The following is a 24,049-nucleotide window of genomic DNA, read 5'->3' on the forward strand; positions in this document are numbered from 1 at the left end:
GAATTTTTATTTCCGTTGAAATAAGACGGATCATATTGTAATTTATTTTTCTTATTTTTAGGAGGCATTTACCATGACATTAACAGGTAAAGTAAAATGGTTTAACAGCGAAAAAGGTTTCGGTTTCATCGAAGTTGAAGATGGTAACGATGTATTCGTTCACTTCTCTGCTATCACTGGTGATGGATTCAAATCTCTTGACGAAGGTCAAGAAGTTAGCTTCGAAGTTGAAGATGGCAACCGCGGACCTCAAGCTAAAAACGTTGTAAAGCTATAATTTAAACAATAAAAAGGTTGTTACCATCGCACGGTTAACAACCTTTTTACTTATATAATTAAAATTTTTACATAAAAGGAGTGGTCCCATGTATCGAAATAGAAAGAACGATGTGGCAGAAGTACCACCAGAACAAACACCTGTCTGGGAATGTGAAGCCGAGGATTGTTTAGGATGGATGAGAAAAAACTTTTCATTTGAAGAGGAGCCAAAATGCCCTTTATGTAAAAGTAGCATGAAAAGCGGAGAACGTTTATTACCTAAATTAGGCTAATGATTTCATTACCCCTCTTACCTTTTGGTAAGGGGGTTCTTTATTTTTCATTTTCTTCAAACCAATTATTCATACAAAAAAATGATGAATAACTATTTTTAAACGCTGTATGTTGCTCACTTATCTGCTTGATTCCTTTTTACATTTCAAAATCTTTTATCCAATCCGTTCGTAAAATAGAATATATAAAAGCATCATGCTGCTGTTCCCCTTGATTAATATATCCACGTAATAGTCCCTCTTTATGAAATCCTATTTTGGATAGCATCTTACAAGAAGCCACATTTTCAGGATATGTAATCGCCCCTATTCTAAATAAGCCTAATTCCTGAAAACTATAAGTAATAATTTCTTGAGCAGCTTCTGATGCATACCCCTTCCTCCAATAAGTAGGATGTAGATCATATCCAATCTCAGATCGTTTACTCCAAAGTTGTAAATTGTTTAACCCAATTGTACCTATTAAAGTATTCGTTTCTTTTAAAACCATTCCCCACCGAATTGCGCGTTTCCCAAAATAATTTTTTGAAAAAGATTCAATCATACGGGAAGCTTGGCCAAACTCTGTAAAAGAATTCATTCCATAATAACGAGTTACTTCTTTATGCGAAAAAATCTCATATATTTTTTGACAATACGATTGATCAATCTCAACCAATCGTAATCGTTCTGTTTCTAAAACAGGAAATGTCATTAAAACCCTCCTTTTCTTTCTACTAATTTATTATAGCAGAAAAACCTCCTTTCCTTTTGAATTCATCGCATAATAAAGTGAAACTTCCACCAGTGGTGTTCTTACTACCCGTTAATGCAAGATAAACTCTTCCATTATGTTTTATTCATTCATACTTATTCTTACAAATTTTCTTTTTCCAACTTGCACGATCGTACCATCTTGGATGCTTGTTAATAATTCCGTGTCCTCAACTTTTTCTCCGTTCATTTTAATTCCACCATTTTTTATCATTCTTCTCGCTTCACTTTTTGAACTTTGCAAGTCGAGTGTTACTAGCAAATCTATAATAGGTACCTCTTTTTCTCCGTTCCAAGCAACACAGGGTACGTCTTCTGGAAGATTTCCTTTTTGAAATACATTTTTAAAATGTTGTTCTGCTTTTTCTGCCAACTCTTCCCCATGGTACATCCTTACAATCGTTTTGCTTAAAAGCATTTTTGCATCACGTGGATGTAACGTACCTATTTCCAGCTGTTCTTTTATTTGATTCTTCTCTTCTAAAGAAAGATCTGTTACAAGTTCAAAATACTTCACCATAAGTTCATCTGGTACAGACATTGTTTTCCCATACATTTCATTTGGCCTTTCATCAATCCCGATGTAATTCCCTTTCGATTTCGACATTTTTTCAACGCCATCTAATCCTTCTAGTAACGGAAGTAAAATCACGACTTGTTTCCCTTTTCCAAACTGCTCTTGCAGATGTCTTCCCATCAAGACATTAAAGTGTTGATCATTCCCACCTAATTCCACATCACTTTCTAATTCTATTGAATCGTAACCTTGCATTAGCGAGTAGAAAAATTCATGTAATGAAATAGGTTTCCCAGTAGATAATCGTTCCGAAAAATCATTTCGTTCCAGTAAACGAGCTACAGTTATTTTTCCTGCTAAATGAATAATATCCTCCAAATTTAATTTTGTAAGCCATTTTCCGTTATAATGCAGTTCCACCTTCTCCATATTTAATACTTTTCCAAATTGTTCAAAGTACGTTTTCGCATTCCGCCTCACTTCTTCATCCGTTAATTGTTTTCTAGCAACTGATTTCCCTGTAGGATCACCTATTTTCCCTGTGAAATCACCAATAATTAATTGAATGATATGACCATTCTCTTGAAATTGACGTAATTTATTTAATACGACCGTATGACCAATATGAACATCTGGAGCTGAAGGATCTAATCCTAATTTAATTTTCAGCGGCATACGATTCAATACTGATTTCGCAATTTTTTCTTTCAATTCTTGTGCTGGTAGTACTTCTTGCGTACCAGATACATAAGTTGAAAATTGTCTTTCCACTTCATGAAGTTGTTCACTTGTTAATTCATCAAATACATGAACCATTGCTTAACTCCTCCTCTAATCATTTTTTACATAATAAAAAACCACGCCCCTATAAAAGGGACGTGGTTAACTGCACGCGGTACCACCCTTGTTGAAGAATTTAATTCTTCCGCTCATACACATAACGGTTGCCCGTTCTTTGCTACTGACCTATTTCACAAAGAAAGCTCAAGGAGGTAATTCGCACTTATCTTTGTACTAATTCACACCATACATCAGCTCTCTGTTACAGGGAGATAAGTTGCTACTGATTCCTATCATCGCTTATCATTATTTTATTATACAGAATTAAATAAATAATCTATCATTTAAACCTTGGAGATATTCTAGCATATTTGGATTTTACTTACAAGTTAGAAATTAATGTATAATCGTTTGATAATACGTTCTCTTCTCCTTTTTGGTTGCTTATCCGTACCTACACCATACTAAAATTGGATATTTATGTTAACATGTAAAATAAACAATCAATTCCATTACTTTGAGATTTGAAAATAAGAGTTATATTTATAATCATTTTATTTTATATATAATCTAAAGGGAGGTGAATACAGAGCATGTATTTTTTTATAGGTATATCTCTCTTGTTTATTTTATTTGTCTTTTTATTTGCACAGAAATTCGCACCAAATTCAGCCATGATGACTAGTTTCAAAGGAAACAGCCTAAAGAAATTTATAATTGGACTTGGCGTAGCCTCAGTATTATCACTTTCTTATGGCATTTATCATGCGGCCACCTATAAGCCTGCCTTTCTAGACATTCAAATAGACAACAAACCATATACTGTTTTAGGTGATATCGGTGAATTTGGCTACTTCTCCGAGCAATTAATCAAAAAAGAAAATGAAAGTGAACTATATTTCGCTTCTTGGAAACCACTTCATTTAGAAAAACCTCAAATTATAATAAACTACCCTTCTGGTAAAAAAGAAACGTGGAAGCCTAATCTATCCCTACTAACCAATAAATCAACGAAAGAAATCAATAAAAAACATAAGATAAAAGAGATTTATCGAATTTCCTCTTATTCATTTAAAGAAACTGGGAATGTCACATTAACAATTAAAGAAAATGAAACGACACGTGCTGAAATTCCGATCAAAGTGAACTAGCGATATAATATTTAATAATAACGAACAAAACACCCTTCTTAACTAAAGTGAACCCAATTAATGAGACATGAACAAAACACCCCCTTAATTCGCATACTAAAAATGCGAATTAAGCGGAGGTGTTTTTCATTTGAAGAAAAGAGTACATGATCCAGAAGAAGTAAAGTGGAAAGTAATCGAGATGAAGAAAGAAGGTTGTTCTAACCGGACAATTATGGAGAAATTAGGTATTAAAAATGTAAGTCAAATTAAACAGTGGATGAAATGGTATCGCACGGATCAAACATATCGTGTCCAACAGCCTGTCGGAAAACAATATTCCTATGGGAAAGGACCTGAAGAGCTAAGTGAAGTGGAACAGCTACGATTAGAAAATAAACACTTGAAAACAAAACTACTGGTTTTGGGAAAGTATCTGGAAATCGAAAGGGGTTGAAACCAAGTATTGTCGCTAAGCTATGGGAAGAATTAAAAACTGGAATGACAGTAAAGGAACTATGCGCAGTGTTAGATTTACCACGTTCAACATTTTATCGTTGGTTACAAAAAGCAAAAGTTCTCAGAAACGAACTTGAGGAGAAGATTAAGAGAGTTTGCCTATGTCATAAACTACGTTATGGATACCGAAGAATTACAGCTACTCTTAGAAAAATGGGTATTTGTATCAATCATAAAAAGGTATTACGAATTATGAAAAGTTACAATTTATTATCGAGGTGCGTCGCAAGCACAAGAAGTATATAGTTGGTGCCGAACCTGTGGTAGCACCACATCTCTTAGCACGCCAATTTGAGGCATCAGCTCCGAATAAAAAGTGGTTTACTGATGTGACATACTTGATGTTTGGAGAACGTACCCTGTATCTTTCTACAATCATGGATGCCTTTAATCGTGAAATTATTAGTTGGGTGCTAAGTGAATCCCCAAATCTTCAATTATCCATGGATACACTCAAACAAGCAATGAAAGGAAGAAATGTAGAAGGTGTCATTCTTCATTCTGATCAAGGAAGCATCTATACAGCGAAAGAATTCCAAATGTATGCCAAAGAAAAAGGCATTATCACCAGCATGTCTCGGAAAGGAAACTACCATGATAATGCCGTGATGGAAAGCTTCTTCGGACATTTGAAAAGCGAAGCTTTCTACTCACAAAAATTAACAAAAGTATCCAACACAACTGTGCGAAAGACTGTGCTAGAATACATTCATTACTACAATTGTGTGCGAATTCAGGAAAAATTAAACTACCTATCCCCTAAAGAATTTAGAGAACAGGTAGTTTAGGTGTTTTGATATATGCCCCATTTTCAGGGTTCACTTCACAACTTAGAGGGGTGCTTTGTTCGAAACTCATATTTTTTTATTAGACAAAATTAATTATGTAGTTCCCTTTCATTTGCACTACTTAGAATGGGTATGTAATGTATCCATAATCATACCTGCTGTTTTCTTCCCATTTCCTATACAAGCGCCAATCCCCACACCATAGTATGATGCACCGGCTATATAAACATTTGGAAAAACAGCTGATAATTTCTCATTTAAAGATTGAACTGCCTGATTGTGTTCTAAATGGTAATTTGGCATTAAATCTTTCCAATTCGTAACTTCAACTGTTTGCGGTTCGCCCTTAATTCCAAGACTCTTTTCAATATCAGATAAAGCAACTTGAATCAATTCCTCTTTACTATTATGCTTAATTTTTTCATACGCTGGATTTGAACTTTTATAAAACATTCTCACCAACAAATTTTGTTTATCTGATGTATGCTTCCATTTCCGGCTTGTCCATGTACAAGCATCGCAATATAAATTACTATTTTCCGCAACAATAAAACCTGTACCATCTGCAGGCAGTTGATCATCAGGGATTTCGAATCCTAAATAAATACTAATAAGGGATGAATTTTTAAACTTGTTGAAATCACTGTCTAATTCATTAGAATGTAATACAGTTTGTGCCACATCATGAGGCGTAGCTAAAACAACGTAATCAGCTTTTATGGTCTCGTGATTCGAGAAAGAAATTTCATATGTATCACCGTCTTTACTTACATTCGTCGTTGTTACTCCTTTACGTATTTCTGTCTCAGTCAATGCTTCTTCTAACTGATTGATAATCGTAGAAAGTCCACTTTTGAACGATAAAAACTTTTTATTTCCAGCAGCCTGAAATTGTTTTTTATTCACTTCAAATCCTTTAATAATACTACCGTATTTATTTTTATAATCAAGTAAATATGGTAATGTGGATGCCATTGTAAGTTCATTCAATTTACCAGAATACACTCCTGAAAGAACAGGAGAAATTTGCTTCTCCACCAATTCTTTCCCTAAGAAACTCTCTAAAAACACCGCAAGTGATGTATCCTTTGTAAAGCCTTTATTCTTTGTAATAAAATCTTTCAGTGCAACAATTTTCCCTTTCGTTGAAACTAACGTACTATTAAATAGTGATTCTACACTTGTAGGTATACCAAATACAGTGTCAGAAGGAATAGGATGTAACATATCATTTGAATAGATATATGAAATCCCTGTTTCGTTATATACCATTTCACCCTCTAAGTTTAACTCTTTTACAAGGGGCATGACATTTTCATTTCGAGCAACAATAGAATCTGCTCCCGTTTCCATCATAAAATCCTGTTCTTTCAAACTGCGGATTTTTCCGCCTAAATATTTATTTTGCTCTACAAGGATTAAATCTACGTCTATATTGCAATCCTTTTTTAATCTTTCTAAGTAATACATAGTAGAGAGTCCTGTAATACCTCCCCCTATGACAACAACTGTTTTCATATTTGCTGTGCTCCTAACCGATACTATGATTATTAAACCCTTTTATTATTATACCCAAAAAAGTTAGCTTTCTCGACTAGTAGCTTTCATAGTCTTTAAAAAGGCATGTAGTGTATGCGAATATATTTCGGGTTGATCATCATGTACCAACTGATTAGCAAAAGGAATAACAGCAATTTAAATTTCAGAATTTAATTTTTCAAAAGAAACCGCAGCCGAGAACTTCAGCTCTGTGCTCCCTCCTGCAACACATAATGTAGGTACTTGTAGATTTGAAACATCAGTTGTTTCGTGAAAAAGATATTTTTTATTGCTTGATGTGATTCTAAAATGAGGTTCATAATGCTTATATTAGAAACTACAGAGAAGGTATATTTCAATAAGGAAATAATTGCACTTTATTATTATTTACAGATTAGTGGTTATAAAATTATTAACTATCATTTCTTCATCATTTATACATAAAGTGATCATTTTTCATTTTAATAACATAAACCAATTTATTAACTTATCTAATTCTTGGCTCACTTCAAGTACTTTTTGGTGTTGAAATCCATAATTTGAAACAAGTTTAAAAAGCTCGTCTTTTTTCACTTCAATAATCTGCTCTAATTTTCTCAGCTCCATGTCGTATTTACTCGCTCCAATTTAAAAAGATATGTACTCTAGTATAAACCACTTACATAATAAGTAAAAGTGTCATGTTTATGTAAATCTTACATCTTTAAGAAAAAACGAGTAAATGCCGATCAATCAAAAATAAGGCGAATGCAAGAAAGTATATGCTATGTCAAAAGAAAAAAGAAACTTAGAAGCATCATTTCCTACTCGTAGCTTACCCGCTAAAAGCTGATAATGTAACGAAAATTCTCCATTGTTGAATCTTTATATCCAGAAGCTCTCTGTAAATGGTTAAAATAACTAAGTGAAAATTTAAATTGATGCCCAAAATCCCAATCTGAATGGCTGTGATCTTTAAGCCAAAATAATTCTTCCGTCGGTAACGCCGTTGCTTGTTTTTTCCTAACTAAAGGTAGGCAATCGACAGGAGAATTTAATTTAATGGGCTCATCTAATTTGAGATTTTGACTTTCCCTAAGAACCTGAACTAGTTTTAAGAGAGAAACTAAACCTTTCTTAAAAAATGAAACATGACCCAAATCGTGTAAAATATTCAAGGCATGTGAGAAGGTAAGCATATGTCCAATTAAATCATGATGTGCCTCCGCCTTATAAATGACTTTAAATTGTGATAGTTCTTTTAAAATAAACTCTGATAACTTTTCCGGATTATTGATGGAAGAAATGGTATCATTGTTGTTTATTTGAAGTCTCTTCACTTCCGAAGTTGAAAAGCCAATCCAGGATCTCCCTGGAATCGTTTTTTCAAAAGAAAGAATGAGATCTGCTATACCTTCAATATCTTCCTGTGTTCCCCAATTATGAAGTTCACGAATTGCTAATAAACTTAAAGCAGTATAAATAACATTGTGTCCCACCCAGTGAAGACCATTAATGTTTTTTTCTAAAGCTGTTAGAATCATATCTTCAGCTTTTTGAAAATCAACTCCATGCATTACATCAATTGTCTCTCCTAAAGCATGTTTATTAAGCATAGCTGTAGTTTGGGAGCTAATCTGATTAACCGTATCTAAAGCGAGATTGTTCTCTTTACTAAAAAAGTAACTAGCGATAGCTGCCACACCAAAATGCGCATGCCAAATATCTTTTGTTTCTTTTTTACATCGAGAAACAATTGAAAGTCCCCTTTTCAAAACATTTGTATCTTGCATCCCTACTCCTCTTTCTCATCATTCTTTTGAATTTTTACCGAATCACATATTACTTACACAAAGAATTTGCACATCAACTACTCTATGATACTAAATTCCTTTCTATAGCACAAAATACTTATAATATAACTCCATCGGTGAATGACCCCTCCTTAACACTCTTACGAGTCGTTTGAAGAAGGGGCTTCCTGTTTTGCTGCTTATGAATCCAAGCAGTCTTACATACTCTCCACAGGCGTCGTTTATACTGTTTGGACACAACCTTGCCCTACAGTTTCAGTCTTCAGTCGTTCTCACAAGTAATTGTTCTAACCCTTTTCGCAAAATGTTTAGACTTGCATTATGATCTCTGTCTAATACCATTCCACACTTTGTACAAATATGTGTCCGAATCGAAAGTGATTTTTTCACACGATTCCCACAGCTCGAACAATCTTGTGATGTGTATGCTGGATCTACTTTCACAAGTAGCCCTCCAAATTTCTCGCACTTATACAAAAGCATCTTACGAAAAGCGCCCCAGCCCGCATCAGAAATCGACTTCGACACTTTTCGATTCCGAACCATCTTGCGAATATCAAGATTTTCTATACAAATCACCGAATACACTTGCGTGAGATGATAACTTAATTTGTGTAAAAAATCTTTTCTTTGATTCGCTACCTTTTCGTGAAGATTACGAATCCGCTCTACTTGTTTCTTATAGTTCGCAGAGCCTTTCTTTTTCTTCGAAAGATTACGCTGTGCTTTTCTCCGTTGCTTTTCTTTTTGCAGAAGAAATCTTGGATTTTCAAATACAGTTTCATTTGAAAGAACAGCATATTTCTGAAGTCCTACATCTATACCAATTGCATTTTCTATCACAACAGAGGAAGGTACAACTTGTCTTTCGACACTAAAAATAGCATACCATCTCTTGGATTGGCGTTTGATAATCAGTTGCTTAATGGTTCCTTCTATCGGACGATGAAGAAAGATATCTATTTCTCCTAATCGTTTGTTGTATAATTTTCCGTTCTCTGCAAATGACATCACCAAGCGATATTTCCCATTCGGTTTGAATCCAAATTGAGTGAAAGTAAGACTATTATAATCTTTATACTTTTTCAATTTTGGGTAGTTGGCATCTCCACGAAAAAAGCCATCATATGCCTTTTCCAATCGTAAAAATACTTCTTGTAAGGGCTGTGATGGCACTTCTTTTAGGAAAGGATACATCTTCTTATCCATTGTTTGTTGCTTTTGCATATCAAAACGTGTGTACAATTGTTTGTTTTCTTTATATTTCCTCTGTTTATCTAAAAGAGCAGAGTTGTAGGTTTGACGACAATATTGTAGCCAACGGCCTAGCGTTTCTTTTTGTTCTTTCATTGGGAAAATCTCGTATTTTTGGCTTAGCAACATTGTCATCACCTTTCTCTTTTTTCGTTATAGTGTTTCAAATTCCTAAATACAAAGAAGAATGTATGTTCTTGTTTTCTAGTGCTAGCATACATGGAATTACATAAAAAGGAAATAGAAACTTCGTGCTGTGCACGACCAACATTCATCCCCTCCCTACCACCTGGACTATGCCCTGCACGTACTTGAGGAAGGGGACTTCTGTTGGAGTACTGTTAAAATATATCATATATCAAACTATTTTTCGTCATTTTTGACTCTATATAATAATCCGTTATGGTAATCTCTCATCGTTTAGAGAGGTATTTCACTTTTAAAAAACGAATTATAATATTATTAGGATGAACATAAGAAAATTAATATGATGAAGGTGAAAATATGAAAAAAGAATTGATAAAAAAAGCCTCCTATCTACATAAATCAGAATTAGAACAGTTGAATACTGCTATATATGTCGCAGAGAAAGCTTATGAAGGTCAATTTCGAGTTTCAGGTGAGCCTTATATTACTCACCCATTTGCAGTTACAGAGATTCTGCTAGATTGTAAAGCGGATATCACAACTTTAGTAGCAGCATTACTACATGATTGGTGGAAGATACAGATTACACAATTGAGGATATACTTAGTACGTTTGGCGAAAAGGTAGCCGATATTGTCGAAGGATTAACCAAAGCGGATAAAAAACAGATTCCCAGTAAAGAAGAGTATGAAGCAATTAATTTAAAGAAGTTATTGTTAGCTACACAAGCAGATATATGAGTAGCTATTATAAAAGTGGTAGATCGTCTCCATAATATGAGAACTTTACAGGTGAAAACTGTAAAGAAACAAGTTCCTTATGCAAATGAAACACTCAAAATTTTTTCTCCTATATGTAAAAGGTTAGGATTATTACATATTCAACGAGAGTTAGAAGATTTAAGTTTTTTTCATCTTAATCATTCTAAATATAAGGGCATGAAAATACTTTTACAGAATTATGTTCAATTACTAGAGGATATGTCTCAAAATATCATTCAAGACATAAATAGCTTTCAAGAGCCGCTTTTAATGTTTGAAGTAGACTATGAAGTGAGTCCCATTTATACAGCTTATTCTCGTCTTCAAGACATGCAAGACTTAGCTACAATATCAAAGATAGTCATCACAACCTCAAGCAATTTGAACTGTTATAAAATGTTAGGAATCATACATCAACTATATAAACCAGTTCCTCATCAATTTGAAGATCATATAGCAATTGAAAACGATGTATTAAACAAATACTTAAAGACTAAGGTGGAAATAAATGATCATGAGGTAGTGATATGTATCCAAACAAAAATAAATCAGGAGATAAGAGATAAAGGGTTTTTCTACATTCTTACAAAAAGTATAACTGATAAGGAGATGCAAGACATCATTGATAAGTTGATGAACCAGTCTATCGCAACGAATGATTTAGTAACTCAAGACGCTCTAGAATTTTATGATTTAGTATCATTTGAATTATTTCAAGATACCATTGTTGTATTTACACCTAAATTAGATCCCATACATCTGCCACAAGGTGCTACTGTAATTGACTTTGCTTTTGCTCTAAATCCCGAGATTGCTAAACACATGTCAGGTGCTAAAATTAATGGTATAAAAAAAACAATAACAACAAATGTTTCGCATCTAGATATTGTCGAACTTTGGATTACTGATAATAAAAGTAAAGTGAGGACCGATTGGTTAAATTTTGCGAATACCTCTAAAGCTCAGCTTGAAATTAATAAAGAGTTACAAGGATAAACTTCTAATAAACACTAATTATGTAAATGGAAAGTCTCTTCAGATCTCTGAAGGGACTTTTAAAGACTTTAAATTTCACTTTATTACATAACACAAAAATCCCTATCAAAAGAAAGGGATAAAAAAATTATGAAATAAAGCATTTTGTCACTGTACAGATTGTTCCATTTATCTTTGTTTTAATCGTTGTTCCAAAACATGAACCATAAAGAGGAAGTACTCCGCCTCTCTTGTAACGTGATCAGCTAATAATGGATTCATTACATTACGAATTTTTCAAGGTTTTTAATGCTTACAGTCCAAAATGAACACAGAAATAAAAACCACTTCTTAACAATCGCATTTTCCTTATTTATCACCTGGGGCGGGCTGATCTACTCCCTTAATACGGTGTTTATGCCCATTATCTTCCGTTGTATAAAAATCGTAATAATGAACATGCATCCCATTTCCAACTGGAATTGCTGGGCCAGAGTACGCCTTGTAATAGTGCGTATGTCCATCCTCGAAAACAACATATCCTTCTGTATAATGAACATGCCCTCCATCCTGCGCTTGAATTGGTGGGGATGTAACATCTAAACATTGATGTACGTGTCCCGCTTCAATAGATGTATAATCCACTGATCCATGGTTATGATTTGGTACAAATCCAGAAACAAAGTCATTTTTCCCTACCCTGTTCATTCTACTCATTCCCCTTATACACAAAAATAAATTCTATAAACTCATATGCTTCCAATGTCAAGATGATTCCTACCATTATTTATCCAACCACTTGCTGATTACTTATTTTTATATCAATTTATTTAAATTATCAAACAAAAAGAGAGTAGGTCTATACAAATATTTTTATCGGACAGTATACATGTAAATTGTGAAGTATTTTGCTTCTTTTATTTGTTGCCTAACGCAAAAAAACCTTGTTAAATTGTTATACTTTTCTCATACAATTTAACAAGGTTTTTCATTTTTTAACGAACAACTTTCTTGCAATTACACATTTTTTTAATTATGTACAAGTAAACCGTTTGGACGAAGACGACTCATCATAATCTCATCAACGAACTTCCCTTGCGCTTTTAAATTCCCTTTCTTTACACCCTCTTCTACAAATCCAAACTTTTCATATAATCTTTTTGCACCAGGATTTATTTCTAAAACACCTAACTCCACCCTCTCCAGCAGTAACCAATTATCTGCAAGATCCAGCATTTTCGTAAGCAATGCTTTTCCAATTCCTTTATTATGATATTCGCTATCTACCCCTATAAATAAATCTCCCACATGAGATCTTCTACCTTGCCCTTGGGTCAAACCAACAAATCCAACACCTATACCGTCATACTCTGCTACAAATTCAAATTGGTTAGGGGCTAAATTTCGAATTCTATTTTCCATCGCATCCACCCTCATACTAGGCAAGAAAACCATATAAGGTAAAACATCATTTTGTGTGCATATACGATGAATTGCTCTAGCGTCTTGTATCTCTACTGCGCGAATTGTAACTTCCATCATATTACCTCCTTTTCAACTCATACAATAAAGATTCTTTATACTACAAGAGAATCCTACTTGAAAATCCTTAATTTCTTGATTTTTCATTGTTATCCTATACTCTCAATCTTATTTCAAAACATCATTAATCATGAACATGGGAGGTACGAAAATGAAGAAAAAAATATTTGTAATAGGTTTATGCATGCTTATAATAGCGGGGATTTTTACAGGGTGTAACAACCAATCGGATTCAAAAAATTCACCTTTTCAACAAGAGACGAAGAATAAGAAAAATACTGAACATGCCGCTCATACTGAAAAGAAAGCTCAGGATGTAAATATCTCATGGCATTTATCCTCTTCCACTCCTAAAGAAAACAAACAAGAAAAGTTAACAATTGAAATTAAAAATAATCAAAACAAACCTATTGAAGACTATGAAATAAATCATGAGAAGAAAATGCATCTAATTGTAGTGAGTAAAGATTTATCTTATTTTAATCACATTCATCCAACATATGATGGGAAAGGGAAATTTAGTGTGAATGTAAACTTCCCTAAAAGCGGCGAATACAAACTTATATCTGATTTTATTCCAAAAGGCAGTTCTCAAACTACGAAAACACATGCAATCAAAGTTGCAGGATCTACGCCGAAGTTAGAGCCTCTTCAAGCAGATAAATCATTCGTAAAGATTGTGGATGGAAAAGAAATTTCACTAAGTTATGATGGTGAAATAAAGCCTAGTAAGGAAGTTATGCTTAAATTTAACCTATCAGATGCATCTACGAAGAAACCCATTACTGATCTTGAAAACTACTTAGGGGCCATTGGGCATGTTGTCATTTTAAGTGAGGATACTGAAAAGTACCTTCATGTACATCCGGCAGATTCAAAAACAATGGGACCTGAAGCTATGTTCTATACCGAATTCCCTACTAGTGGTACTTATAAAATATGGGGACAATTTCAACATAAAGGTAAAATAATTACTGTGCCTTTTGTCATTACGATTCCTTGAATCTATTTACAAAAATAAAGAAAGGGCAGTTCATAGTATGGTGACTTTTTTGTACATGTTTCAAATATGATCAAATCTCTTAAAAGTCTACCAATAAAAAAATTGATAAAATTAGAAAACAGATGGAACAAGACACAGATTAAAGTATGTTCATTTCAAACTCTCTTACAAATCTATTAATACAATAAAAATCATATAATAAAAGAGTTCATTTTAAAGACTATTAAATCACTTTAATAGTCTTTAACCTACTTATCCAATAATTTATTCTCAACTATATGCTCAATACCATTAGGTAAATTTAATATCCGCTCTTTTAGAAATAACGGATATAGATATAAATCTTTAATTTCCTCTAACGGTTTCCAGTAGAAAACAAGTTCATGTTTTCCTTCTTCTATCATAACAAATTCATTTCCTCTTTTTAAAATTTCATCATCTTTCAATTCTACTAAATAATAAAAACTTATTTCATGAAAAATTTCATCACAGACATCTTCTTTGAAAAAGTTCTCAACTAGCCAAAGCATTCTACCGACATGCACATCAATCTTTAGTTCCTCTCGTAGCTCTCCTGTAATTGCATCCGTACTTAACTCTTGCAAAGCGACTTTCCCGCCTGGAATATAATAACAAAAATAATTTTCATCCTTCATAACTAATAATTTATTATCGTGAATTAAAATTCCTGCAACTCTATACACAAAACGTTCTGCTTCTTTTGTAAATGTAATATCTGCCATTGAAATTCTCCCCGATTGTATAATATCTACTGCATCTGTTATGAAAACATCCATTGATGAAATTTAGTCCAAATGGATGTTTATTTCAAAACCTGTTAGTTTGTCTGTAAAAGGCTCGCTAAATTCCCTGAAGATTAAGTTAATTCCTGATGTATCATCAGGTAAGGGTGGTGATACAATAAAATTATAGGAAAGATGTCCTGCTGAACCACCTCCATCAATCATTCTACAATCATACTTTTCACCTAAAAACAACTCAAAAAAATGGTGTTTAGATTGCTCACCAGGCAAATCATTTACTGCATCCCAATCTATATTGAAGTTAATAACACTAGCGTTCTCATACTGACGAATGAATGTAACAGAATATAGATATTTATCCTTTTCAACGCACTTTAAAACCGGTATATACCGTCTGAAGCCATTCGGTTCCACAAAAGGTCGAAAATCACTTTCATTTCTTAATAACTCAAATACACAATTTAAAAATTCTTCATAGAATCCATATTTTATTGCCCAATTATTTATGTGTTCATCTAAAGGAAAACCTGGATCATCATTTGAAATTCCCTTACGTTTTCTTAGTAGTTCACAAATATGTTCATCAATTTTGAAAAGCCGTTTATCATAATGATCTGTTGGACGTACAAATGGTATTCTCTTCATCATACCCCTCCTCTTTCTAGCCCCCAAAATCACACAATTCTTATATCATTCATATTCGATTATTAATCTCCTTGCTTAATAATCGAATTACCGCTATTAATGAAAGCTTTTTTGTGTTTAAAATTATATACTTTATACTCTCCATTGTTTGAGGATAGTTTTAAAATATTTCTGTCTTCTGGTATCCGATCAAAATAAGCACCAATACAACCGGTTGTACATCTGTGTCCAGATAACAAAATATTCAACCCTCTCTTGCCATATTTAACTTCAAGATCATGCATAAAGCCAAAAATTCTTCTCACATAACTGCTACTTTCTTCAATCCCATTATAAATACTAGAATCCGGAACTCCTCCAGCCATTTTTACTTCGTCCTTTCTTAATCCGTCTGCTTCACCTAAATCAAAAACCTCAAGCCTTGTATCTATTATTGCTTTTATACCCGTCGCTATCTCTGCTGTTTGAATCGCTCTTTCTTGCGGAGAAGAAAATACATAATCGAATTTTATATTTTTAAATTTATCCCTTAAACGTTCTGCCTGTTCTATACCATATTCATTTAGTGGTAACCCTAATCTCCCTTGCAGTCTTCCTTCTTTATTCAAATCTGTTTGCCCATGTCTAATTACATAAATCATTGTCACACCTCCCAAATTGTTCTGACTGGTTTTTCTAAAGGGCTATGATATAGCATCAAATATATCTATTATTCTTTATTTAAATTTTAACATTTTTATCCACTAAGTAATAAGAACAATTAAAATATAAATACTGCTTTATCATCTGATGTTACAGGTCACATATTTTAGAATAAAGTCCAATTAAAATTGTTTATAAATCAAAAAATCCCTTTCAATTTTTTTAGATTCATAGATATATTGAATTCTGATAGTGTTACATAATGTTAACCTTACATGAATAGAATATTCATATAAAGAAGAAAGGATTGGTGAAGAATCATGAATGAAGTAAGTGATAAAATCCGAACATACTTTGAGGAGTTCAATCGGGCGCATAATGCGTTTGAGCCAGGTCTTCTGGCTCCTCATGTGAGTGATCCCCTTGTGGGTGCGGGTCCTAGTGGCGCTATCCAGGTAATCTCGAAAGAAGACTATCTGGCAGGGACTGAAAAAAGTCAGGAATACTTACATTCCCTTGGTTTTCAATTCGTCAAAACGATCCCAGTTGAAGAGATTCCCCTCAATCCTTACTATACAATGGTGAAAACAAAAGGTACGATGTGCCTTGAAAAAATCCCAGGTCAACCAATAGATCTGATCCATGATACTATTTACATCTTGTACATTAAAGATGAGAAACCTAAAATGGTATTTACTCTTTCTCACGAAGACCCTATGAAAATGGCGCAAGAGCAGCATGGTGTATCCTACGATGGTCAAAGTTCATGGGATGATACGCTGTAAATATAACTAAATACCTTTGTTACTGAAAATACCCCTTTAGATAATTTTATCCAAAGGGGTGAAACGGTACATTTTTTTATAAACGGTTAAACTTTGTTCAAAACAGTACGTCTTTTTTATAAACATTGGTTCTTAAGATTATTCTTATTCTCATAGAACGCGTTGTTCTTCAACTTACAGAGGCGATTGTTAAATATTTAGCTCTTAAAATATCAAAATAAAAACCGAGCTGATTCTATACATTCGTAGAGCCAACTCTATTTTTTTACCGAAAAACAACAATATCATTTAACATAGCCAAAAATAAAAGAGAGTGCATATCTAGTACCACTAATATGTACCCTCCTTATATTACTTCACAAATGTAGCCTTCCTAATGAATCCTTACACTGTAAATCTTCTATTTCATTTTAGTTAAACTCTTTCCTCATATGAAAATTAGTTAGCGTAATCCCTTTACGTTCTACCTGTTGTTCAGAAACTACATTATAACCACGTCGTTGAAAAAAGCGCTTGGCAGTAATACTCGCATTCGTATTGATTTCTTGAAGATTCAATTTTCTTGCTTCCAACTCAATTTTCTCAATTAAAGCAGTAGCTATTCCTTTTCCTTGATAACCTTTATGAACAAAAAGCCGATCAAGATAGCCAGTATGCATTATGTCACTAAAACCAACAATCATATCATTTATTTTAGCGACATACGTGATATTTTGATGTAAAGAATCTCTCCAAATTTTTACCTTACTCTGTTTTTCTTCTTTAGGTGCCCACGCATCTAATTGGCTTTCCGAATAATCTTTTGCATTCACTGAATGGACTGTATCATAAAACAAATGAATAATTTCTTCAGTATCTTGTCTATCAAATTTCATAATGTTCATACATTCTAACCTCTCTTACAAACTAATTTTCCCATAAGGAATCACAAACAATTCCTTACTTAACAAAACCATTCATGAAAATTATTAGCTAACTCTTGTACCTCTTCTATAAATTTACTAGCATGATAACCATCGCAAACAGCATGATGCACTTGTAATGAAATAGGTAACAATATTTTATCGTTTTGATTAAAATATTTCCCTCCTGTAATGATGGGGAGTAAGAAGTCGTTATCATTAATTATATTTAAATTAAAACCTGTAAAACCAACCCAAGGAATACTAGATATAGGAAAAGAATTCTTTGGTACATTCTCTTTTGTAAAAAGCCCATGTACATCACCGTATTCCTTTATATCATCTTGATAATTTTTATAAAAAGTACTAAATTCGTTAGAAAACGCAGTCCATATACTTGAGAAAGATTTGTTATCGTTATGGAATATTGTATAACTCGGTATCATCTTATCCCAATACCCTAGAACGCCTTCATCATTAAAACAAGTTCGAAATTCTTTATGTGAATTAACAGCCTTGCTGATCATATAAATAAAAGTAGGATATAGCTTAATTCCTTTGTGACGAAGTTGTTCTAATAATCTCGTGATATCTATATTCGCTGTCATACTAAAAGTACATTTTAGATTTAAATAATGCTCAAAATAGGGATTTCTATCCCAATTTTCTCTATCAATTAAATGAAACTTCATTTTATTAGCCTCCTAAAATTATATTTTTTATTTTAGAAGGCTGATTTTCTTGTTTTCACCAAGTCTCTCACCCCTTTTATTTTTATAAGAAAGAAATTCCCTTTTACTTTTTAGTCTATACAAAAAAATATTTAAGCATGCGTATTACGTTAGTAGAAAATAAGCTGATTCCATTTTTCAGTTCTGCTCAAATTGTATTTCTAAGTTTAGCAATTGTGGCGATGTTCGCATCACAAGGTAAATACTTATTACAAAACATGAACGTTGTCCTGTTATTACTTATTCCTGTATTACTGTTCTTCATCATTAACTTTATACTAGGACAATTTGTAGGTCGTGTCATGCGTTTATCCTATCAGGATACAGTGAGCCTTAGCTTAACAACTTTGGCTAGAAATTCGCCTGTTGCTCTTGCGATTGCTGTAACAGCTTTTCCAAATGAACCCCTTATCGCGTTAGCATTAGTAATCGGACCATTAATCGAGCTTCCTGTACTCGCAAGCATTTCTCAATTATTGTTACTGATTAAAAAGAAGCAACAAGTAAGCGAAAGTTAAACATGTATTTTCTACTACAATAAAGTGAAACTTTAATCAGTGGGGGGGTTCTCCATCCCCCACTGATTATTAGCCTCACCAATCGTGCTTTTACGAACAGTTTATCTCCCACCTGCTTAGGCGCTTGTTTTTTTGTTTATTCACATCCATTTTACTTCTGTAATCCATTAATAATTGCATCTGTATTCCATTTCATCATTTGTAGATAAGTATCTCCATCTTCACCTAATTTACCTAATGAATCTGTAAAAATTGTACCAGCAATTGGCATATTTGTTTCTTTTGAAACAGTTTTCATACGTAATTATCGATAAATTATTGCTAGAAATAAAGAAACAGGTTCCCTACTTTAAATAACTATGAATGAATTAGTAAAAATGATAACATCGCTCAATATTATGACTGTTTCAAAAATGGATAATAAAGTTGCTTAATACGATTATCGAATCTTCCACTTCTCCCCCTCTATAAACCTACTTAAAATTTCTCCAGGTAACCCATCGATTTCACAAATCTTCTCTGATGTAAATCCTTGCTTTATTAAAATTTTTCTAGAGGGTATATTTTTTGGATCAATAACCGCTTTCAGTATGTTCACTTTTGTTTGCTTAGCTAATTCAATTAATTGTTTTGCAATCGTACTACCATATCCTTTACCCCAACATTCAGGTAATATCATATAACCAATTTCAGCTTCTTCGGTTTCGATTTCATTTAATGTTAAATGTCCAAGACCGATAAATCCATCCGTTACACGATCGTAAATCTTATATGAGCCATATATCTCATATTTTTCATTACGCTCTAATAATTTTTGATAGTTTACTTGAGCTTCTTCTAACGGAATCGCTCGTTCTGTAATTTGCGCCATAACTTTTTCATTCGATACTAGTTGGAAGTAATCCTTAAAATCTATTGCTTCAAATTTCTTATATTTTAGTTGATGCATATTCTCCCTCCAAACTGCCTTTTACTTAAATTAAAGTTCTTACTATTACAAGTGGCCCTTCTTCAAGGTTAAGATTTACACTTACTTTTTCAATAAGATTCATGATGATTTACGTCCATTTTATATTAATACTTATGTTTTTCGAAAATCCATTTTCCAATCGTTGTTTTGTATTTATATTTGAAATATATTAGTAACACTTCTTTATGTCACTTTTCAACAAATGGACGGTTACAAAAATAACAGTTACTAACATATCTTTCTCCATTCCCCTTCAAACTTATCTGCGTAAACATACATCATTAGAAGAAGTCCATTTCAATAAATGATTTACCATGTTTCTTTGGAATACTCTAGAAATAGTGTTGAATGTTTTTTAACTTTATCTATAATCACTTCAAAATAATTTGGACTAATCTCTTCCCTTACATAGTAAGCTGAAAATGAAGGTTATAAATGGAGTGTGATAATATGGAACGATTGTGGATTCCAATGATCGTTACGTTTTTTTCATTTGGTGGATTACTTTTAGGCGGTGCTGTTGGACTTGCAACGCGGCAACTCATTGAAGAAAAAATGCACCGTTTATATGCGTTATGCGGTGGCATTTTACTTGGATTATTGTCTCTTGAAATTATTCCGGAGACTTTTTCAAGCTATGAAATCATTGGCCCTATTCTCGGAATTACGATTGGTATATTAATTATGAGTTTACTTGATAATTATTGCCATCACCCAATGATACATAAAAAAGACCAGCAAGCATGGCAAACCTTTTTATTTCTTTCCTTCGCTATTTTTATTCATAATATGCCAAGTGGTTTTGCATTAGGAGCAGCCTTTACAAATCATAATGAAACGGCAATCCCCTTCTTATTCGCAATTGTTATACACCATATTCCAGAAGGATTAGCATTAATCATTCCTTTTTTATTTACAAAACATAAGTACCTCTCCTTTCTATTAACGATTCTACTACTATCAATTATTCTAGGTACCGGTACAATCTTTGGCATTATGATGAACGGAAAAGCACTTCATTTACAAGGACTTATAATGGGTAGTGCAATTGGGTCATTAGGTTATGTCACAATACATGAAATGTTATGGAAGGCAAAAAAACACCTTTCGCCTCTTCCCTTTCTTTCTTGGTCTATGAGTGGTTTTTTACTCATAACCGTTTTTACTCTTTTCACAGGACACCATTAAATTTAGCCTTTTATTTATCATTTGTATATTTCACCTTTTTTCCGAAACATAATAGCATCTCAGTATGTAAGAAGGAACCATCCTGTTTCGAAAATGCAGTAAAACAAAATAAACCGTGTGTTATTGATGTCCTAGTAGATATAAACGAGGCATCCATGTCTGCAAATATAAAACAGAAAAAAGATAGATGAAAACAAATTGTTTCCATCTATCTTTTTTACTTAGATACTTCTTTATGAAAAAAAATCTTTTCTTCCGCTATTCACTTGTTCCTTCACTCTCTCTTCTTTCTTTTTTACTTTCCCTCTATTGCTGTTTCCTGTTCCAAGCGCTCCTTGCAGCCTATTGCTAATAAGGTTTCCTGCCAAAATTGTCAGGCTATAAAAACATATAGGTATAAGAACAATCCAAGTATGTGTGGTAAGATGACGAAAGTTTTTTCCAATCAGTCCTGTCCACTCTTTTGTTACACTATCTGCACTATCTGCAAATAAGATGGTCCCACCACTTTCCAATTCGAAATAACATACTCTTCTCCCCTCCTAAACCCTGTTCTTATTTTACAAAATATTTAAAAAATTCAAAAATGTATTTTTCTAGATTTAAGGAGAAATTTGACCAAAGATTTTTTTAAAAAGTAAAAATACGTCTTGCAACATACTTCATTAAAACCTTATCAACAATCAGCTCAACCTTTTCCCCTCTCTTTATGAGGCACCCTATTCTTTCAACTTATGTTTTTCATTCCTTAACACCTTATAATCTCAGACATGCCGAATGAAGAATCCAAGAAGTACAATGGATGAAATCAGCACTGTTCCTGTCTATTTGAAAGGGGCCGTGTTGAAAAGAAAGGCATGAGGAAAAATACAATCAATCGCAAACTTTCTTATCAATAATGTGGAACATCACGAGAATTCCCTATTAAAACCTATGAGAGAATTTATCATCATTGCTAAAAATTTAGTCTCTAAGAAAAATGCTTTATTTACGACTCCCCTTCTTTCTTAAGAATAAATTACCTTGCTACGTTACAGTTAAGATCACAATTACCCCAAAAATAATGATTGCTACAAACATAGAAACTAGATTCACCCACCACTTGTTTTTAGATACAACAAATAATATCCCTGCAACCGTAACAAATGACCATTTTAAAACATGTTCGTTTATATTCATAAATTCAGGTAAAAATATAATTGTTACATAAAACAATGTTGCTATTACTAAAGATGAAATAATTATTCTTACTATCATTACATTACCTACATCCCTTTTTCAATAATCTTATTAAAATAGTATACCTTAGCAAATTTAAATTTACCTAATAGTTCAATACCACTTTCTACTATAACAAATCAAAAAAATTGGATTTAAGACTATTTTGTTACATAATTTCTACAAACTTCTAGACATTCCGTAAAAATCAGGATATACAAGATTAAACCCAAACTTTTGATATAATTTTATACTCGATACATCTGCCATTACCGTAACATGAGTACCTTTTAAAGACTTCCCTTCTAAATACGACAATAATTCTTTTAACACAATATCATCTATTCCTTTATCTTTTTGCAATGGCGAGGCCATCATATCTACAATTTGAAAGAAATAAGCACCATCTCCGATAATCCTTCCCAGACCTAAAACTTCTGATTCGTCTCCCTCCTTTACAATAACGGAATGTATAGTATGATTTAAAGCGATTTGGGCGAGTGATTCATCCTGTGCACTTTTTCCTGTGCTTCTTCTTAAATCGATGTATTCTTTTATAGTTGGCATTTCATGCAAAATATTCATTGTGTTCCCTACCTTTTTTATTAAATTTTAATGAAATAAGTACCTATATAATCCAATATACAACATTGATGCAAGTGATAAAGTTCCACCAAAATCCCCATTAAAAATAGACTATCATGCACCAAAAAATTTATCTTAGCACTTTAAAGTTTTTATTTAATGTTTGTATCCATCAAAAGCTTTTGGTAAATTAAGAATCTACTTTTCATTTTAAGGAAATGCTATCATGCATTATTACAAGCCAATAGAGATTGCAAAAGAACTTCAAATCAGTACAAGCGCTTTAAGACATTATGAATCTTCAGGGGTTATTCCATCTCCTGAACGATCTGAAACTGGATATCGTCTTTATACAAAGTTACATTTAGCCTATTTCCGTTGTCTTCGTGCCATGGTTCCTAGTTTTGGATATACAGTAACTTATAATGTACTACGTCATATTCAAAACAAAGATATAGACAATGCATTTTGGATTGTCAACGCAGAACAAGCAAAATTACAGCATGAAAAAAGACTTGCTGATCAAACACTTCTATTGCTACAAGATAAAAATTTAACTGTTATGAAAGATAAGAAGTTAAAACATACAATGACTATCGGTGAAATAGCCGCTCTAACCGATGTGCAAACCTCTGCCATTCGTCATTGGGAAAAAGAGGGTCTGTTATCTCCTAAGCGAAACCTTGAAAATGGCTACAGGCTCTATACCCCCATACATGTAAAACAAATTCTACTGATCCGTACTTTGAGAAAAACAGGCTATTTTTTAGATCAAATGAAAGAAATTATTCAAGCTGTCGAAAATCAAAGTATTGAAAAGGCAAAAAAAGTTACCGAGAGTGCACTTTTAAGTATTCATCAACGAAACCGCCAACAGTATAATGGCGTACATAAGTTGGTAGAACTTTGTAATAAAGCTGAATTAATGGATTACAACGATACCTCTCTATTAAAACCTAATCATTCTTTTGACCAAACAAGGGAAAACACCCATGAATAATTTTTTTATTGTAATAAAAAGCACACCACTTATTAGAAGTGGCGTGCTT

24 protein-coding genes, 6 pseudogenes and 1 other annotated feature are annotated in these 24,049 nt (G+C 33.0%); of the genes and pseudogenes, 11 read left to right on the plus strand and 19 right to left on the minus strand.

The annotated features are described in order from the left end of the window. The first annotated feature begins 73 nt into the window (after positions 1-73). On the plus strand, positions 74-277 hold the full coding sequence (gene cspD, locus AZF08_RS25270; protein ID WP_000176367.1) for a cold-shock protein CspD: 204 nt from the start codon (positions 74-76) through the stop codon (positions 275-277). 88 nt (positions 278-365) lie between these two features. After that, positions 366-551 (plus strand): cold-shock protein, encoded by a 186-nt coding sequence (locus AZF08_RS25275; protein ID WP_000286198.1) that lies wholly within the window; start codon positions 366-368, stop codon positions 549-551. A gap of 139 nt (positions 552-690) precedes the next feature. On the opposite strand, the gene AZF08_RS25280 is transcribed toward AZF08_RS25275, so the two are convergent. Both AZF08_RS25280 and tyrS read right to left on the minus strand, forming a co-directional pair. Beyond that, positions 691-1,245 carry a GNAT family N-acetyltransferase gene (locus tag AZF08_RS25280; RefSeq protein ID WP_033675479.1) on the minus strand — a complete coding sequence of 185 codons (555 nt, stop codon included), beginning with the start codon at positions 1,243-1,245 and terminating at the stop codon, positions 691-693. Between the two features lie 141 nt (positions 1,246-1,386). Continuing rightward, complete coding sequence (gene tyrS, locus AZF08_RS25285; RefSeq protein WP_033675478.1) at positions 1,387-2,637, minus strand: tyrosine--tRNA ligase; 1,251 nt, start codon at positions 2,635-2,637, stop codon at positions 1,387-1,389. Positions 2,638-2,690: 53 nt separating this feature from the next. Continuing rightward, positions 2,691-2,907: a binding site (T-box leader), on the minus strand. 287 nt (positions 2,908-3,194) lie between these two features. Here tyrS and AZF08_RS25290 point away from each other — a divergent pair. After that, entirely contained in the window at positions 3,195-3,752 is a 558-nt protein-coding gene (locus tag AZF08_RS25290; protein ID WP_033675477.1) for a hypothetical protein, read from the plus strand. A gap of 130 nt (positions 3,753-3,882) precedes the next feature. After that, positions 3,883-5,038 (plus strand): annotated as a pseudogene (locus tag AZF08_RS25300) (IS3 family transposase). Between the two features lie 117 nt (positions 5,039-5,155). On the opposite strand, the gene AZF08_RS25305 reads toward AZF08_RS25300, so the two are convergent. Then, on the minus strand, positions 5,156-6,556 hold the full coding sequence (locus AZF08_RS25305) for a protoporphyrinogen oxidase (protein WP_033675475.1): 1,401 nt from the start codon (positions 6,554-6,556) through the stop codon (positions 5,156-5,158). A gap of 342 nt (positions 6,557-6,898) precedes the next feature. Here AZF08_RS25305 and AZF08_RS31905 point away from each other — a divergent pair, with 342 nt between their 5' ends. Beyond that, positions 6,899-7,021, plus strand: coding sequence for a hypothetical protein (locus AZF08_RS31905; RefSeq protein WP_265182911.1), 123 nt, complete (start codon positions 6,899-6,901; stop codon positions 7,019-7,021). A 12-nt stretch (positions 7,022-7,033) separates the two neighbouring features. On the opposite strand, the gene AZF08_RS25310 is transcribed toward AZF08_RS31905, so the two are convergent. The 3 genes from AZF08_RS25310 to AZF08_RS25320 all read right to left on the minus strand — a co-directional run bounded on the left by AZF08_RS25310 (position 7,034) and on the right by AZF08_RS25320 (position 9,759). Then, positions 7,034-7,183, minus strand: a complete 150-nt coding sequence (locus AZF08_RS25310; RefSeq protein ID WP_033675474.1) for an aspartyl-phosphate phosphatase Spo0E family protein — start codon at positions 7,181-7,183, stop codon at positions 7,034-7,036. A gap of 215 nt (positions 7,184-7,398) precedes the next feature. Beyond that, on the minus strand, positions 7,399-8,349 hold the full coding sequence (locus AZF08_RS25315; protein WP_033675473.1) for a hypothetical protein: 951 nt from the start codon (positions 8,347-8,349) through the stop codon (positions 7,399-7,401). A 276-nt stretch (positions 8,350-8,625) separates the two neighbouring features. Next, complete coding sequence (locus AZF08_RS25320; RefSeq protein ID WP_033675472.1) at positions 8,626-9,759, minus strand: RNA-guided endonuclease InsQ/TnpB family protein; 1,134 nt, start codon at positions 9,757-9,759, stop codon at positions 8,626-8,628. Between the two features lie 369 nt (positions 9,760-10,128). Here AZF08_RS25320 and AZF08_RS25325 point away from each other — a divergent pair. Continuing rightward, positions 10,129-11,528: pseudogene (locus AZF08_RS25325) on the plus strand (HD domain-containing protein). A 168-nt stretch (positions 11,529-11,696) separates the two neighbouring features. Here AZF08_RS25325 and AZF08_RS32420 read toward each other — a convergent pair. The 3 genes and pseudogenes from AZF08_RS32420 to AZF08_RS25335 all read right to left on the minus strand — a co-directional run. After that, positions 11,697-11,804: pseudogene (locus AZF08_RS32420) on the minus strand (DUF2935 domain-containing protein); the annotation flags it as partial. A gap of 72 nt (positions 11,805-11,876) precedes the next feature. After that, positions 11,877-12,215, minus strand: a complete 339-nt coding sequence (locus tag AZF08_RS25330) for a YmaF family protein (protein ID WP_033675471.1) — start codon at positions 12,213-12,215, stop codon at positions 11,877-11,879. A gap of 321 nt (positions 12,216-12,536) precedes the next feature. Next, complete coding sequence (locus tag AZF08_RS25335) at positions 12,537-13,046, minus strand: GNAT family N-acetyltransferase (protein WP_033675470.1); 510 nt, start codon at positions 13,044-13,046, stop codon at positions 12,537-12,539. Positions 13,047-13,200: 154 nt separating this feature from the next. Here AZF08_RS25335 and AZF08_RS25340 point away from each other — a divergent pair, with 154 nt between their 5' ends. Next, positions 13,201-14,052, plus strand: a complete 852-nt coding sequence (locus AZF08_RS25340; protein WP_033675469.1) for a hypothetical protein — start codon at positions 13,201-13,203, stop codon at positions 14,050-14,052. Positions 14,053-14,300: 248 nt separating this feature from the next. Here the strand turns inward: AZF08_RS25340 and AZF08_RS25345 are convergent, their stop codons facing one another. The 3 genes from AZF08_RS25345 to AZF08_RS25355 all read right to left on the minus strand — a co-directional run bounded on the left by AZF08_RS25345 (position 14,301) and on the right by AZF08_RS25355 (position 16,102). Next, a complete protein-coding gene (locus AZF08_RS25345) occupies positions 14,301-14,795 on the minus strand; it encodes an NUDIX hydrolase (protein ID WP_033675468.1) in 495 nt (164 codons plus the stop codon). A 63-nt stretch (positions 14,796-14,858) separates the two neighbouring features. Further along, on the minus strand, positions 14,859-15,461 hold the full coding sequence (locus AZF08_RS25350) for a hypothetical protein (RefSeq protein WP_033675467.1): 603 nt from the start codon (positions 15,459-15,461) through the stop codon (positions 14,859-14,861). A 62-nt stretch (positions 15,462-15,523) separates the two neighbouring features. Beyond that, positions 15,524-16,102, minus strand: a complete 579-nt coding sequence (locus tag AZF08_RS25355; RefSeq protein ID WP_051725801.1) for a histidine phosphatase family protein — start codon at positions 16,100-16,102, stop codon at positions 15,524-15,526. Between the two features lie 321 nt (positions 16,103-16,423). Between AZF08_RS25355 and AZF08_RS25360 the strand changes: the two genes are divergently transcribed. Next, complete coding sequence (locus AZF08_RS25360; RefSeq protein WP_033675466.1) at positions 16,424-16,888, plus strand: hypothetical protein; 465 nt, start codon at positions 16,424-16,426, stop codon at positions 16,886-16,888. Between the two features lie 410 nt (positions 16,889-17,298). Here AZF08_RS25360 and AZF08_RS25365 read toward each other — a convergent pair whose 3' ends face one another. Together AZF08_RS25365 and catA are read right to left on the minus strand one after the other, a co-directional pair. Beyond that, complete coding sequence (locus AZF08_RS25365) at positions 17,299-17,772, minus strand: GNAT family N-acetyltransferase (protein ID WP_033675465.1); 474 nt, start codon at positions 17,770-17,772, stop codon at positions 17,299-17,301. Positions 17,773-17,831: 59 nt separating this feature from the next. Next, on the minus strand, positions 17,832-18,482 hold the full coding sequence (gene catA, locus AZF08_RS25370; protein ID WP_033675464.1) for a type A chloramphenicol O-acetyltransferase: 651 nt from the start codon (positions 18,480-18,482) through the stop codon (positions 17,832-17,834). Between the two features lie 152 nt (positions 18,483-18,634). Here catA and AZF08_RS25375 point away from each other — a divergent pair. Then, a pseudogene (locus AZF08_RS25375) lies at positions 18,635-19,039 on the plus strand (arsenic resistance protein); the annotation flags it as partial. A 151-nt stretch (positions 19,040-19,190) separates the two neighbouring features. Here the strand turns inward: AZF08_RS25375 and AZF08_RS30285 are convergent. Then, positions 19,191-19,337: pseudogene (locus tag AZF08_RS30285) on the minus strand (metal ABC transporter solute-binding protein, Zn/Mn family); the annotation flags it as partial. Between the two features lie 141 nt (positions 19,338-19,478). Then, positions 19,479-19,988: a GNAT family N-acetyltransferase gene (locus tag AZF08_RS25380; RefSeq protein WP_033675462.1), complete on the minus strand. Its 510-nt coding sequence runs from the start codon at positions 19,986-19,988 to the stop codon at positions 19,479-19,481. 471 nt (positions 19,989-20,459) lie between these two features. On the opposite strand from AZF08_RS25380, the gene AZF08_RS25385 reads away from it, so the two are divergent. Continuing rightward, positions 20,460-21,197 carry a ZIP family metal transporter gene (locus tag AZF08_RS25385; protein WP_033675460.1) on the plus strand — a complete coding sequence of 246 codons (738 nt, stop codon included), beginning with the start codon at positions 20,460-20,462 and terminating at the stop codon, positions 21,195-21,197. Positions 21,198-21,414: 217 nt separating this feature from the next. Here the strand turns inward: AZF08_RS25385 and AZF08_RS25390 are convergent. From AZF08_RS25390 to AZF08_RS25400, 3 genes and pseudogenes are all read right to left on the minus strand, one after another. Beyond that, positions 21,415-21,715: pseudogene (locus AZF08_RS25390) on the minus strand (peptide ABC transporter permease); the annotation flags it as partial. A gap of 508 nt (positions 21,716-22,223) precedes the next feature. Continuing rightward, complete coding sequence (locus AZF08_RS25395; protein ID WP_033675458.1) at positions 22,224-22,454, minus strand: hypothetical protein; 231 nt, start codon at positions 22,452-22,454, stop codon at positions 22,224-22,226. A gap of 141 nt (positions 22,455-22,595) precedes the next feature. Next, positions 22,596-23,000, minus strand: a complete 405-nt coding sequence (locus AZF08_RS25400) for a GNAT family N-acetyltransferase (protein ID WP_033675456.1) — start codon at positions 22,998-23,000, stop codon at positions 22,596-22,598. A gap of 226 nt (positions 23,001-23,226) precedes the next feature. Between AZF08_RS25400 and AZF08_RS25405 the strand changes: the two genes are divergently transcribed. Next, complete coding sequence (locus AZF08_RS25405; RefSeq protein WP_033675455.1) at positions 23,227-24,000, plus strand: TioE family transcriptional regulator; 774 nt, start codon at positions 23,227-23,229, stop codon at positions 23,998-24,000. The last annotated feature ends 49 nt before the right edge of the window (positions 24,001-24,049 follow it).

This window comes from Bacillus gaemokensis (genome assembly GCF_001590835.1).
In the GTDB taxonomy this organism is placed as follows: domain Bacteria; phylum Bacillota; class Bacilli; order Bacillales; family Bacillaceae_G; genus Bacillus_A; species Bacillus_A gaemokensis.

Coding starts and splice junctions, on each gene's coding strand:
- cspD (WP_000176367.1), top strand. CDS start 74: ATGACATTAACAGGTAAAGTAAAATGGTTTAACAGCGAAAAAGGTTTC.
- AZF08_RS25275 (WP_000286198.1), top strand. CDS start 366: ATGTATCGAAATAGAAAGAACGATGTGGCAGAAGTACCACCAGAACAA.
- AZF08_RS25280 (WP_033675479.1), bottom strand. CDS start 1,245: ATGACATTTCCTGTTTTAGAAACAGAACGATTACGATTGGTTGAGATT.
- tyrS (WP_033675478.1), bottom strand. CDS start 2,637: ATGGTTCATGTATTTGATGAATTAACAAGTGAACAACTTCATGAAGTG.
- AZF08_RS25290 (WP_033675477.1), top strand. CDS start 3,195: ATGTATTTTTTTATAGGTATATCTCTCTTGTTTATTTTATTTGTCTTT.
- AZF08_RS25305 (WP_033675475.1), bottom strand. CDS start 6,556: ATGAAAACAGTTGTTGTCATAGGGGGAGGTATTACAGGACTCTCTACT.
- AZF08_RS31905 (WP_265182911.1), top strand. CDS start 6,899: ATGCTTATATTAGAAACTACAGAGAAGGTATATTTCAATAAGGAAATA.
- AZF08_RS25310 (WP_033675474.1), bottom strand. CDS start 7,183: ATGGAGCTGAGAAAATTAGAGCAGATTATTGAAGTGAAAAAAGACGAG.
- AZF08_RS25315 (WP_033675473.1), bottom strand. CDS start 8,349: ATGCAAGATACAAATGTTTTGAAAAGGGGACTTTCAATTGTTTCTCGA.
- AZF08_RS25320 (WP_033675472.1), bottom strand. CDS start 9,759: ATGACAATGTTGCTAAGCCAAAAATACGAGATTTTCCCAATGAAAGAA.
- AZF08_RS25330 (WP_033675471.1), bottom strand. CDS start 12,215: ATGAACAGGGTAGGGAAAAATGACTTTGTTTCTGGATTTGTACCAAAT.
- AZF08_RS25335 (WP_033675470.1), bottom strand. CDS start 13,046: ATGGAAGTTACAATTCGCGCAGTAGAGATACAAGACGCTAGAGCAATT.
- AZF08_RS25340 (WP_033675469.1), top strand. CDS start 13,201: ATGAAGAAAAAAATATTTGTAATAGGTTTATGCATGCTTATAATAGCG.
- AZF08_RS25345 (WP_033675468.1), bottom strand. CDS start 14,795: ATGGCAGATATTACATTTACAAAAGAAGCAGAACGTTTTGTGTATAGA.
- AZF08_RS25350 (WP_033675467.1), bottom strand. CDS start 15,461: ATGAAGAGAATACCATTTGTACGTCCAACAGATCATTATGATAAACGG.
- AZF08_RS25355 (WP_051725801.1), bottom strand. CDS start 16,102: ATGATTTATGTAATTAGACATGGGCAAACAGATTTGAATAAAGAAGGA.
- AZF08_RS25360 (WP_033675466.1), top strand. CDS start 16,424: ATGAATGAAGTAAGTGATAAAATCCGAACATACTTTGAGGAGTTCAAT.
- AZF08_RS25365 (WP_033675465.1), bottom strand. CDS start 17,772: ATGAACATTATGAAATTTGATAGACAAGATACTGAAGAAATTATTCAT.
- catA (WP_033675464.1), bottom strand. CDS start 18,482: ATGAAGTTTCATTTAATTGATAGAGAAAATTGGGATAGAAATCCCTAT.
- AZF08_RS25380 (WP_033675462.1), bottom strand. CDS start 19,988: ATGCATCAACTAAAATATAAGAAATTTGAAGCAATAGATTTTAAGGAT.
- AZF08_RS25385 (WP_033675460.1), top strand. CDS start 20,460: ATGGAACGATTGTGGATTCCAATGATCGTTACGTTTTTTTCATTTGGT.
- AZF08_RS25395 (WP_033675458.1), bottom strand. CDS start 22,454: ATGATAGTAAGAATAATTATTTCATCTTTAGTAATAGCAACATTGTTT.
- AZF08_RS25400 (WP_033675456.1), bottom strand. CDS start 23,000: ATGAATATTTTGCATGAAATGCCAACTATAAAAGAATACATCGATTTA.
- AZF08_RS25405 (WP_033675455.1), top strand. CDS start 23,227: ATGCATTATTACAAGCCAATAGAGATTGCAAAAGAACTTCAAATCAGT.